The sequence below is a fragment of the Lactobacillus gallinarum genome, assembly GCF_002160635.1.
GTDB classification, from domain to species: domain Bacteria; phylum Bacillota; class Bacilli; order Lactobacillales; family Lactobacillaceae; genus Lactobacillus; species Lactobacillus gallinarum.
Map to the genome: position 1 here is coordinate 37,618 of NZ_NFKZ01000003.1, position 12,249 is coordinate 49,866.

The 12,249-nt window shown below is 36.4% G+C and carries 9 protein-coding genes and 1 pseudogene; 4 read left to right on the forward strand and 6 right to left on the reverse strand.

Translation table 11 applies throughout. The annotated features are described in order from the left end of the window. Window positions 1–5: 5 nt before the first annotated feature. Entirely contained in the window at window positions 6–1,955 is a 1,950-nt protein-coding gene (locus B5E95_RS02025) for a sucrose-specific PTS transporter subunit IIBC (protein WP_087235477.1), read from the reverse strand. A 221-nt stretch (window positions 1,956–2,176) separates the two neighbouring features. Here B5E95_RS02025 and B5E95_RS02030 point away from each other — a divergent pair, with 221 nt between their 5' ends. After that, on the forward strand, window positions 2,177–3,634 hold the full coding sequence (locus B5E95_RS02030; protein WP_087176000.1) for a sucrose-6-phosphate hydrolase: 1,458 nt from the start codon (window positions 2,177–2,179) through the stop codon (window positions 3,632–3,634). Between the two features lie 12 nt (window positions 3,635–3,646). Further along, window positions 3,647–4,633 carry a LacI family DNA-binding transcriptional regulator gene (locus tag B5E95_RS02035; RefSeq protein WP_087175999.1) on the forward strand — a complete coding sequence of 329 codons (987 nt, stop codon included), beginning with the start codon at window positions 3,647–3,649 and terminating at the stop codon, window positions 4,631–4,633. Window positions 4,634–4,666: 33 nt separating this feature from the next. On the opposite strand, the gene B5E95_RS02040 is transcribed toward B5E95_RS02035, so the two are convergent. From B5E95_RS02040 to B5E95_RS02050, 3 genes are all read right to left on the reverse strand, one after another. Then, window positions 4,667–5,413 carry a LiaF transmembrane domain-containing protein gene (locus B5E95_RS02040; protein WP_087175998.1) on the reverse strand — a complete coding sequence of 249 codons (747 nt, stop codon included), beginning with the start codon at window positions 5,411–5,413 and terminating at the stop codon, window positions 4,667–4,669. Next, entirely contained in the window at window positions 5,410–5,868 is a 459-nt protein-coding gene (locus tag B5E95_RS02045) for a LytTR family DNA-binding domain-containing protein (RefSeq protein WP_025005198.1), read from the reverse strand. The genes B5E95_RS02040 and B5E95_RS02045 overlap by 4 nt, the downstream gene beginning before the upstream one ends. Window positions 5,869–6,007: 139 nt before the next feature. After that, complete coding sequence (locus tag B5E95_RS02050; protein WP_025005199.1) at window positions 6,008–6,655, reverse strand: redox-sensing transcriptional repressor Rex; 648 nt, start codon at window positions 6,653–6,655, stop codon at window positions 6,008–6,010. A 173-nt stretch (window positions 6,656–6,828) separates the two neighbouring features. Between B5E95_RS02050 and B5E95_RS02055 the strand changes: the two genes are divergently transcribed. Continuing rightward, window positions 6,829–8,742, forward strand: a complete 1,914-nt coding sequence (locus B5E95_RS02055; RefSeq protein ID WP_087235478.1) for an ABC-F family ATP-binding cassette domain-containing protein — start codon at window positions 6,829–6,831, stop codon at window positions 8,740–8,742. Between the two features lie 213 nt (window positions 8,743–8,955). Continuing rightward, window positions 8,956–10,352, forward strand: a pseudogene (locus tag B5E95_RS02060) (ISLre2 family transposase). Between the two features lie 217 nt (window positions 10,353–10,569). Here the strand turns inward: B5E95_RS02060 and B5E95_RS02065 are convergent. Together B5E95_RS02065 and B5E95_RS02070 are read right to left on the reverse strand one after the other, a co-directional pair. Then, a complete protein-coding gene (locus B5E95_RS02065; RefSeq protein ID WP_087235479.1) occupies window positions 10,570–11,280 on the reverse strand; it encodes a GntR family transcriptional regulator in 711 nt (236 codons plus the stop codon). Next, window positions 11,273–12,244, reverse strand: coding sequence for a Gfo/Idh/MocA family protein (locus B5E95_RS02070; protein WP_087235480.1), 972 nt, complete (start codon window positions 12,242–12,244; stop codon window positions 11,273–11,275). Before B5E95_RS02070 ends, B5E95_RS02065 begins: the two co-directional genes overlap by 8 nt. Window positions 12,245–12,249 lie beyond the last annotated feature (5 nt).

Here is a 12,249-nt window from a genome sequence, read left to right on the forward strand (position 1 = left end):
AATGATTAATTATGAGCTGTGACAGCGATCAAATTATCACCGTGTTTGTCGCCAGCGTCGGTAATGCGTTGAACATTTGCGTAGTTAGCAGTGTTAGTAATTACTACCATGACAGTAGTGTCGTAACCTGCTTTCTTCACAGCATCAAGGTCAACTGTACCAAGCTTATCGCCCTTTTCAACTCTTTGACCTTGTTTTACAAAGCTTTCGAAGTGTTCACCCTTAAGGTTTACAGTATCAAGACCGATGTGAATCAATACTTCAGCACCGTCATCTGACTTAATACCGTATGCGTGCTTAGTTTCGTAAGCAATAGTTACAGTACCAGTAACTGGTGAGTAAATTGTACCGTCACTAGGGATAACAGCAGCACCGTCACCCATTAACTTAGCTGAGAATACTTGATCGTTAACCTTAGTTAAGCTTTCTGGAGTACCATCAACTGGTGAAGCAATAACTTCATCCTTTAATGATAATTCCTCCTTACCGAGCTTTTCTGCCTTTTGATTTTCTTCAGCGTAATCATCTGCATCGTTTACTGGAACATCTTGTTCAGCAACTTCTTCCTTCAAGTGACCCTTACCGTAAACGTAAGTTAAGACAAAGGCAACTACAAAACTGATTGCTACAGAAACAATCCACATTGGAATAGTCTTTGGATAAATTGAAAGGAATCCAAGGAAACCAGCTGAACCAAGGGCAGCTGCAGTTACGTGCATTGCACCAGCAAATGCGGCAGCAACACCTGAACCGATCAAAGCACAGAAGAATGGGAACTTGTACTTCAAGTTAACACCGAACAATGCTGGTTCAGTAATACCAAGAAGTGCAGATACACCTGATGAACTTGCCAACCCCTTCATCTTCTTGTTCTTAGTCAAGAAGTAAACTGCGAAGGTTGCGGCACCTTGAGCAACGTTAGCCATACATGCGGTAACAAAGATAAAGTCACCAGAACTTGCTGGATTCTTAGCAAATGCTGCCAAAAGTTGAGTTTCAACAGCTGGGAAACTTTGGTGAAGACCAGTAGTAACAATTGCTGAATAAGTCAAACCAAAGACACCCATACCAAAGGCACCAGTAGTGTTGTAAAGCCATACGATTGCATTAGTAATAGCGTCTGAGATACCCTTGAAGACTGGTCCAATAATTACAAAAGTAAGGAAACCAGTAATCATAATTGAAAGAAGTGGTGTAAAGGTAAAGTCAACTGCAGATGGAAGCCATTTGTGGAATCTCTTTTCCAAAATTGATAATACCCAAACTGATACTAAGACAGGAATAACTTGGTATTGGTAGTTAGTTTGTGCAACATGTAAACCAAAGATATCCCAGAACTTAGTAGCACCACCCAAGTTAGGTGTGGTCATAATCATACCGATTGCAGCACCCAAGAATTGGTTAGCTCCAAACCTTTTAGCCGCCGACATACCTACCAGAATTGGCATAAAGATAAATGGAGCAGCTGACATGACTTGGATCATGTTAGAAAGGCCGGCAATATTAGGTGCCATTTGAACAACTGACTTAGAACCAAATAGTCCTGGTGAAGTCAAGAAGTTGTTCAAAGCCATCAACAAACCACCAGCAACTAAGGCTGGAATGATTGGAACAAAGATGTCAGACAAAAGTTTAATGAAATCCATTACTGGATTCTTCTTTTTACCTTCTGCAGCAACCCTCTTCAAATCATCGGTTGATAATTCTTTCAAGCCAGTGATCTTAATGAATTCATCATAAACATCATTAACATCTCCTGGCCCAATGATTACTTGATATTGACCATTGGTCTTAAAAGTACCTTTAACATCTGGATCATTATCCAATGCCTTTTGGTCAACCTTTGAATCATCTTTTAAAACTAAACGCAAACGAGTAGCACAGTGTGCACCAGCAATAATATTATCGCGGCCCACATCTTTAATTACTCGTTCAGCCACCTTTTTGTGGTCCATATTTGTTTCCTCCTATGTAAACGTTTTATTCTCAATTCACTAACTATGATAACGCATTCATGAAATATGTCAATCGTTTGACAGCAATTTATTTATTTATTTTACAGACTTATGACTTAATAAGCCAATTTTGCTGATATAAAATATGATAAACGTTTGACACATTTTTTATTATCTACTAAAATACAAATGAAAGATAACGCTTACACGGAGGCAAAATTATGGAATGGACAAGAGAAAAACGTTATTTACCTTATAGTAAATGGGATGCAGAGACCTTACTTGACTTACAAGCGGAGGCCGCAAATTCCGCTTATCAAATGCATTACCATTTACACCCTATTTCAGGTTTAGTTAATGATCCAAATGGATTTTCTTATTTTAATGGTGAATATCACCTGTTTTATCAATCATATCCATTTGGTGCTGTTCACGGTTTAAAATCATGGGTCCACTTCAAGTCTCAAGACTTAGTTCACTGGATCAATCTCGGCTTAGCTGTTAAGCCTGACAGCATGGCAGATTCACACGGTGCCTACTCAGGTTCTGCTCGTGAAATCGACGGCAAATTATTCTTAATGTACACAGGTAATCACCGTGATGAAAACTGGGTTCGCACTCCTTACCAAATTGGTGCTTGGATGGATAAAGATGGTGTCGTCAAAGACAAAACTGTTTTATTCAAGAATCCTGATCACATCACTGAACATTTCCGCGATCCTCAAATTCTTAAGGAAAATGACACTTACTATGCGATTTTAGGTGCACAAGACAAAGCTGAAAAACACGGTCACATTGATGTTTGGAAATCTAAGGATCTTAAGAATTGGGAAGAATTAGGCTTCTTAAACTTATCAGATCACGATTTAGGCTACATGATTGAATGTCCTAACATTGTTCGCGTCGGCGGTAAAGTCGTAGTCATTTTCTGCCCTCAAGGTTTAGATAAAAAGATTGCAGACTATGATGATATTTACCCTAACATGTATGTAATTGCCGATGACATTGATTTTGAAAATCACGGTTTAATCAACCCAGGTCCTTTACACAACCTCGATGAAGGCTTCGATGTTTATGCTACACAAGCATTTAACGCCCCTGATGGTACTGCATACGAAGTTAGCTGGGTTGGTTTGCCTGATACCACTTACCCAACCGATGATGAAAATTGGGCTAACTGCTTAAGCCAAGTTAAGAAGTTGAGTATTCATGATGGCAAACTAATTCAAGAACCAGTTGAAACTATCAAGTCATTACGCAGAAATGAAGAAAAAGTTAGTGGTAAGACAATAAAAGAAAATACTACTGGCCAATATGAATTAAAGTTAAATATTTCAGCTAACCAAACTGGCACTTTGCACCTTGCTGCTAACGATAATTTAAGCGAAAGCTTGCAAATCAAGTTTGATACCAACGATGGAAAATTAACTTTGGATCGTGCTCAGGCTGGGAAGAAAGTAGCAGTTGATTATGGCACCACTAGATTTACTAGCTTTACTCCACACGAAGACTTAAAACTTGATATTTTTGTCGATCACTCATTAGTAGAAATCTTCGTTAACGATGGCGAACATGTTCTAACTGGCAGATTTTTCACTGATCCAGTTAACCAACGAATTAAATTTGATCAAGATACAAATTATCAAGGAACTTTCTACAATATGGAAACGATCCTTTAATAAGGTGATATTATGGCAGTAAAATTGACAGATGTTGCACAAAAAGCTGGTGTTTCAGTAACAACTGTCTCTCGAGTAATTAATAATCATGGCTATTTAAGCGATAAAACCAAACATAAAGTTTTCACAGCTATGAAAGAATTAAATTATCAACCTAATTCCCTTGCTCGATCACTTCAAGGCAAAAAAATGAAATTAATTGGATTGATTTTCCCAGAAATAACCAATCCATTTTTTGCGGAACTAATACAAGATATCGAAAACATTTTATTTGAAAAGGGATATAAGATAATCCTTTGTAATGCTCAAAGAGATAAAGAAAAAGAACGTGCCTACCTAAAAATGCTCTTAGCCAACCAGGTTGATGGTATTATTGCCGGAGCTCATAATTTAGGAATCGAAGAATATCAAGAATTAGGATTGCCGATTGTTTCTTTTGATCGTAAATTATCCGAAAATGTACCTATTGTCAGTTGTGATAATTATCAAGGAATCAAATTAGCAGTACATGATTTAATTCAAAGTGGTTGTCATAAAATTTTCTTTTTAGGAAATAAACAATTAAAAGGTAACCCTACAGACCAACGATTAAAGGCCTATTTAAACGAAGCAGAAAATTTAAATTTTACTCCCCACATTTGTTCAGTAGCATTTTCTGATTCTACATTATTGAAGAATATAACTATTCACGAAATGCTGCAAAATGATCATCCTGATGGTGTTGTTTGCACAGATGATTTAACCGCAATCTTAGTTTTACAAGAAGCACGAAAGTTAGGATTAAAAGTACCTGAAGATTTAAAAGTAATTGGCTTTGATGGTACTAAACAAATTCAAACTTACCATTCTGAATTATCAACAATTGCTCAACCCATCAATGATATAGCTATTTTGTTAGTTAAACTTTTGCTTCAAAGAATTAGCGATCCTAATAAAGAACTTAACAAAAAGCATTACATCTTACCTGTTAAATTAATTAAAAGTTTAACAACCGCATGAAAATAAGGCTTGGAGATTTCCAAGCCTTATTTTTTAGACATATTCTATTTTGATATCACTCATGCTCGAACGACCTTGAATAATTAAAGTTGGTCCACCACCGTTAGACGTACCATCAATTTCAAAATCACCTGACATGAAAGTAGATGCCATGTTGCTTTCTACCTGCCATGATAATGGTAAATAGATCGTCAAATCTGTCATTGTTATATTGACATTCATTGTCACTGTTTCATTTGCTGCCTGAGCATCATCTAAGTATAAGTTAACATCACTCATTTTAGCATTCACATCAATTGTCTCTAGTGCTTTAGAATGAATATAACGAGAAGTGTCTGACATAGTTTGATCAACTACTACATGAGAACCTTGTTCTTTGCTTACTGTATCAGTAAAGATATGATCTGTAAGATTTTCTCTTTTGTCCCTAAAGTTTTTAATTTTCTTATTTGCATAAACCACCGTATGAAATCGATTGCGAAAAATAATCCCCAATCCAATTGAAATTAGGACTGCTGCAAGTAAAATAGTCCACGGTACCAACCGAGTAATATGTAGTGGTTCAGCGAAAATCATTAAAATGAACGCAACGGAAAAGACACTCTCAGTGATCCGACGATTAATTAATCCATCTAATAAACTGATTGCAAAAATCACTGTCCCAATCGCAGCCCAGAACCCTAGTCTGTAAGTCCAAATCCCCATTTGGTTTAAAACTACAAACAATGCACAGGCAATAAAGAAGATGCCCCAAAAAGCTCGTCCCAATTTACCTCTCATTGAAAATTCCTTCTTTCTTCTAAACGATTACGCAAATCACGATAATAATGCCGCGATACATAGACCGTTTTATATGATTCTTCAAATTTAATCTGACAGTTAGAAATCGAACGTGTAATGGCATATATTTTATCCAAATTCAAAATAGTAGATTTAGCTACTCGCATAAAATTGCCGCCCAATATATCTTCTAACTCATACAATTTGTATTTAACTTGATAAGCATTTTTCGTCGTATGAGCCATGACGATCTTACTGTCAGTTTCAAAGAAAAGGATGTCGCTTAAATTCAAATAATAAGAGACATCATCTTTGATAGCTTCGATCTGCTCAAGATTAGGCGTTTGTTTCTGCAAGGCATGATACAATTGTTCAATTTCTGGCGTTAATTCCGAAGCATTAATAACTATTTCTGTCTCCTTTTGATTAGGATCAATATTTAATTTTACCTTCAAGCTTCATCCCTCCCTTCGACTTAACTATATTAAACCAAGAATCTTGCGTGAAAACTAGCTATTTAGACTAAGTGGTCAATTTTCATGACTAAGAGGTAAAAAAAGACTACCTTTCATTTAGAAAAGTAGTCTTTTAAGATTATAATTCATCGTTCTTTTGCTTTTCAGAATCTAAAAAGTAAATCAATGTTTGCAATTCTGTTGCCAAATCTACATTTTGCACTCTTACACTTGCAGGAGCAGATAATCTAATCGGTGTAAAGTTCATAATTCCCTTAACTCCCGCATCTACCATTTCATCAGTAGTCTTTTGGGCAGCGGTTGAAGGAACAGTTAAAATAGCAATTGAAATTTGTTGATCACTTAATTGCTGCTTTAAATCTTTCATATCGTAAACAGGAACGCCGCTTAGGATACGACCTGTAATTTTTTTATTAATATCAAAAGCACAAGAAATTCTAATATTGTTGCTTCGCTTAAAATTGTAATTAAGTAACGCTCTTCCCAAGTTACCAACACCAACTAAAGCAACGTTTGTCAATGTATCTTGATTTAAAATCTTTTTGAAAAAGCTCAGCAAATTCTTTACATCATAACCATATCCGCGCTTACCTAAAGCACCAAAATATGAGAAATCTCTTCTAATCGAAGCACTATCAACTTGAACTGCCTCAGATAGTTCAGTGGAAGAAACCTTATCCTTGCCTTCTTCATTTAAAATGATCAAATAACGATAATATAAAGGTAGTCTTTTTGCTGTTGCTTTTGGAATTTTTATTCTATCCATAATAGAAGCCCCCAACTGTATTTCATGTTTGTGAATGCACAATCAAGCATATCTATCATACCTGTTAACAGGGTGTTTGTCCAAATATATTTTTCACAAAGATTATTTTTCACATGTATTTAGTATTCGATCACTTTCTACCATATGGTAGAATAATGGTTAGGTGAAAAATTATGATTATTGCACAAGGACACGATTTAGAACAACAATTTGGTGCCAACACTTTATTTAAAAATGTTACTTTTTCAATCGATTCTAATGCCCGAATCGGTTTAGTTGGTCCCAACGGGGTCGGTAAAACTACCCTATTAAAAATTATGACAGGCGAGCAAGAACCAACTCACGGTGAATTCACTGTTAACAAGGGCATTGATGTAGGTTACATTGCTCAGGAAAATGCATTAAACGAAGACAAGACCATTTGGGATGAAATGGAATCTGTTTTTGCACCCTTAATAAAGGAAGCAAAAAGTTTAACTCACATGCAAGAACAAATTGCGGAACATCCCGAAGACCAGGAACTGCTTAAGCAATATGACCAAAAGCAATTTGCTTTTGAACAAAAAGGTGGTTATACCTACCAATCAGATATTAAGAGTATCTTGAATGGTTTCAAGTTTCCAGAAAATACTTGGCAAAAGAAGATTGGCAGCCTTTCTGGCGGTGAAAAGACTAGATTAGCTTTCGTAAAGTTGCTTCTGCGTAAGCCCGCATTGCTTTTGCTAGACGAACCTACTAACTACCTTGACTTGGATACGCTTGATTGGTTGGAAGGCTTTTTGAAGAACTATAGCGGTGCAATTTTGGTTGTATCCCACGACCAGTACTTCTTAGATCATTTGGCAACTCAAATCTTCGAATTGCAATTTGGTAAATTAACTCCATTTAAGGGTAATTATTCTGCTTACGTAATGCAGCGTGAACAACGTGATAAAGATCAAGAAGCAGCATATGAAAAGCAACAGGCCGAGATCAAAAAAGACGAAGAATTTATTCAAAAGAATTTAGTAAGAGCTACTACTACCAAACGTGCTCAGAGTCGTCGTAAAAAGCTTGAAAAAATCGAACGAATCAAGCCACCAAAGCATAAGAACAAGGTTCGAATTCACTTTAATAGCGAGCGACCTTCTGGTAAGGAAGTTTTAATTCTTAACGATTTAACTATTGGTTATCCAGACAAAACAATGGTTAGTGATATTTCCTTCCAAATTAATAAAGGTGATCGTGTAGCTATTATTGGACCAAATGGTATCGGTAAATCTACATTACTTAAAACCATTATGAAACAATTGCAGCCTAAAGGTGGTTCCATTAAATACGGCGCATCTTTAGACATCGGGTATTATGATCAGGAATTGCAAAGACTTGATCCTTCTAAGACCGTTTTGGACACTGTTTGGGATCGTCATAAGACAATGCCAGAACGTGATGTTCGTTCAATCTTGGCCAGTTTTCTTTTTACTGCTAAAGATATTGATAAAACTGTCGGACAACTATCCGGTGGTCAAAAAGCCAGATTAACTTTAACAGTTCTTTCTCTTGAACACGATAACTTCTTGTTGATGGACGAACCTACCAACCACTTGGATATTGAAGCAAAAGAAGTGCTTGAAAAAGCACTAAAAGACTTCAATGGCACTTTGCTCTTCGTTTCTCACGACCGTTACTTCATTAATCAATTAGCTAATAAAATTGTTTCTGTTAGAAATAGTCACGCCAAGATATATAATGGTAATTATTCTTACTATCTTGATGAAAAAGCAAAGCAAGAAATAGCTGCCTCATCTTCAACAGAAGTTCAACCTACTAAACAAGTCAGCCAGCAAAAGCTTTCTTACCAAGAACAAAAACAGCGTGATTCACAAAAGAGAAAATTGCAGCGCGCAATTGACCAAGCTGAACAAAAGATTGAAGAATTAGAAGAACAAGAACAAAGTATTCAAAATGAAATGGCAAATCCTGATATTGCTTCCAATTTTGATAAGCTTGGACCACTTCAAGAGCAATTATCTGATGTTCAAAAACAGCTAGATGATGCAAATAACGCTTGGGAAAAGGCAATCGAAGAAATGGATAATTTTGAATAACATATCTAAAGACTTCCACAATATGTGGTAGTCTTTTTTGTGTTTATGGCTATATTAAGTAACGGATTTTATTATTCCTAAGTGTAAAATAGTTTGCGGTGACGCTTAGTTACAAATTAAAAAGGAGCCAAATCCAATTTAGGACTTGACTCCAAAACAAAAAGACCAGTAGTCTGATGTTAAGCAAAAAAACATATTAGAAACTGGTCTTTTATGAATTTAATTGTAACTGAAATCGTAGGTATTTTAAAGTCTGAAACTAATATTATTAAACGTGAAAAAGCTTTAGTAGTCTTCTTTCTTAATTTGATTAGAAACTTAATGGCTTTAGCCTTGGAACAAGTTGATCAAGAGCTAAGTGAATCAATGAAGAATCAAGGCTACCAGATTGAAAAGAAGAATCAACGTTCAATTAATATAGCTTTTGGTGAAGTAACTTATTCTAGAAGAAGGTATGTGAAAGCTGGTACAGAAAGCCGCTATCCGTTAGATGAATTATTGGGCTTTGATAAATATAAGCATTACAGTGTTTTAGCTGTCAGAAATATTTTAGAAGTAAGTAGTGTTACCACTTATCGCAATACTGCCTTAGCTGTTAATTGCCTTTCAGGTTTTAATATTAGTCATGCTCAAGTAGGTAATCTGGTCAAAGCTGCTGGTCAAAAGATCAAAGAACAACAAGAATCCGATAGTCGTTATGATGCGCAAACTTCAAAGAAAAAAGTGTCAGTACTGTATCTTGAAGGCGATGGCGTCATGATTAAAGGCACTCAAGGACGGTTAGAGTTTCATCGCTATCAGATTTGTGAAGGTATTCGTAATGACGCAGAGAGCGAGTTAATGCCAAGGAATTTGTATCGTTAAGCCGTTTGGATGCTTTGAATGAAGCTAAAGAATATTTAGCTAACACTTATGATTTAACTGACACTTTGATTATCAGTAATGCCGATGGCGGTGCTGGTTATACTAAAAAAGACTTTGGCGAAATTGTTGGTCATTGCAGTAAACATGAGCACTTTTTAGACGTTTTCCATCTGAACAAGAAGATTAAAGATCGTCTTTGCTTTGTCCAAGAACTACAGGGTAAATTAATCTATGCCTTAGAGTTTAAGTACGACCGCGACTTAGTGAATACAATCTTGAATACGGTTGAAAGTAAACTATTTGATGAGCTAGATACTGCGCAAAACTATGAGCATCTCGCCCGACTTCGCAGTTATATTGATAGCCACTGGGACGATATCAAGCCGTTCAAAATGCGTAATTTAAAGGTTACTAAAGCAATCGGTAGCTGTGAGAGTAATCACCGTAAGTACACTTATCGGGTTAAGGGACAAGGCAAATACTGGTCTAAAGCTGGCGCAGAAGGCATGCTCAGAATATTGACCTGCATCAAGAATCACGACTTAGAGCAATGGCTCAATAGTAACTTTGAGACAGGTAAGTTGATCAGTTTAGACCGCAAGAAACTACAGGCAGCAGCTAGAGATAGCTTAAAGCGGCGTCATGAAACGCACATTGAAATTCAACATGGAGCGTTAACAACAGAAGTTGCTGGCGGAAGTTATTTAAGTAAATTCAATCGAATGTTAAACCACATAAAATATTAAGGAATTAAGGTCAGACTAATGGTTTTTAGGCTACCGCAAAAACATTGACACTTACGTTGTACGCTGGTTAATTGATGATAGTGCTTAGAAATGCTAGAATTTGAATTGGTCATGAAGATCTTCCTTTCTTGATTTTTCGTCACTTCAAGTTTAGGTCTTCATGGCCTTTTTGTTTAACACTTAGTGTTGCACTTCATTTTTAAATCCGGGTTTTATTCTATTTTTTTAAATCGATTAAGAAATAATTTTCATCCCCGCGATATGTGGCAATAGAATATTCGATCGGAATTTCCTTCTTAGTGTAACCATAAGTGTGGAAATAAAAGACCGGATCATTTTCTGCAATATCTAATAAATCAGCTGTTATCTCATTGGCAGCCTTAACTTCCAGCTTACGCTTGACATGAATCACCGACAAATCTCTTTTGCTCAGTTCTTGATAAAGTGAGTGCGTTGAAAAATCAATTTGCCCTAAATCAGTTAAATATTTTACAGGTAAATATGTTGTCACTACTACATTAGGACTACCATCAGCCGAACGTAAACGCGTTAACTTGTAGACTTCATCGTTCGCCTTCAACTTTAAAGCTTGCCTTACCTCTTCTGTAGACTTTGCTTTTTTAAAGTAAAGAACTTGAGTCTGAGCAGTTAAACCTTTTTGCTTCATTTCACAATCATAGCTTTGAATGACATGAGTAAATTCCTGGGCAATTTTAGTCTGCTTAACAATTGTACCAACATGCTTACGGCGTTCTAAGTAGCCCTGATTAACCAAACCCTGGACAGCATGACTAATCGTTGGACGAGAGACTTCGTATTTAGCTGCAAGTTCTACTTCTTTCGGAATCAGATCACCGGTTTGATAACTGCCATCAGTTATCTGCTTACGCAAAATTTCTTCAATTTCTTGATACTTCGCCTTAGTCATGAGGCAAAAACTCCTGTGCTTTTTCTAATACGCTAATCGCATTCAAGCTATGCTCTGCAGCTTCATCGGCCGCTTGCTGATCATGTTCTTTGATCTTACGTGCAAAGTAATTAAACTCGCTAATCATGCGGTGATCATACTTATTGAAGTTATAATGCTTTGGCTCTTCTTTTCCTATTTGAACATAATAATCAGGCAGAACATTTAATGGTCCATCAAAGTAGATTAACCCCTTCTCGCCTTCAATATAAGAACGAGTTGGTCCAACTGCATCCTTGGCTGCAATTAAACTAGCTTGCTTATCATCATAAGTTAAATTCAGAATACCGGAAGTGTCAGTACCACGCTGAATTGTTGGTAAGTATGAAATTTGCTTTGGCTGACCAAATAAACTGACACAGAAATTGATGTTGTAGATATTCATATCCATTAAAGCACCGCCACCCATTTTACGATCAAACTTAGGAATATGAACACCTGCTAAGAAGTCCGCATAGTGACTAGAAATTTGTGTCAGATTCAAAGCTATGACATGAACCTTGCCGATTCTTTTCAAGTCTTCTTTTAAGTGGAAGTAGTTCTCCAGATAAAGAACAGTCATTGCTTCAAAGAGCAAAACGTGGTGTTTATCAGCGGTCTTCTTAAGCTCTTTTACCTGCTCGCTTGTCTCAACTAATGGCTTTTCACAGATGACATTTTTATCTGCTGTTAAAGCTTGTTTAGCAATTGGAAAATGCAGCGAATTAGGTACACCAATATAAACAGTATCAATATCGCTATCGGCAAACATTGCTTCGTTATCTGTGTAAACTTTCTGAATATGATACTTCTCAGCTAATTTTTCTGCGACTGACTTTGATCTGGCTAAGGTGGAAATTGCCACTAATTCTACATCTTGCATTTGATCAGAGGCTGACAAAAAGTCATGCACAATTTGGCCACTACCAACGATTCCTAATTTCATTTCTT

Bases quoted from the DNA above. Each gene is read 5' to 3' on its own strand.
- B5E95_RS02025 (WP_087235477.1), bottom strand. From the start codon at position 1,955: ATGGACCACAAAAAGGTGGCTGAACGAGTAATTAAAGATGTGGGCCGC.
- B5E95_RS02030 (WP_087176000.1), top strand. From the start codon at position 2,177: ATGGAATGGACAAGAGAAAAACGTTATTTACCTTATAGTAAATGGGAT.
- B5E95_RS02035 (WP_087175999.1), top strand. From the start codon at position 3,647: ATGGCAGTAAAATTGACAGATGTTGCACAAAAAGCTGGTGTTTCAGTA.
- B5E95_RS02040 (WP_087175998.1), bottom strand. From the start codon at position 5,413: ATGAGAGGTAAATTGGGACGAGCTTTTTGGGGCATCTTCTTTATTGCC.
- B5E95_RS02050 (WP_025005199.1), bottom strand. From the start codon at position 6,655: ATGGATAGAATAAAAATTCCAAAAGCAACAGCAAAAAGACTACCTTTA.
- B5E95_RS02055 (WP_087235478.1), top strand. From the start codon at position 6,829: ATGATTATTGCACAAGGACACGATTTAGAACAACAATTTGGTGCCAAC.
- B5E95_RS02065 (WP_087235479.1), bottom strand. From the start codon at position 11,280: ATGACTAAGGCGAAGTATCAAGAAATTGAAGAAATTTTGCGTAAGCAG.
- B5E95_RS02070 (WP_087235480.1), bottom strand. From the start codon at position 12,244: ATGAAATTAGGAATCGTTGGTAGTGGCCAAATTGTGCATGACTTTTTG.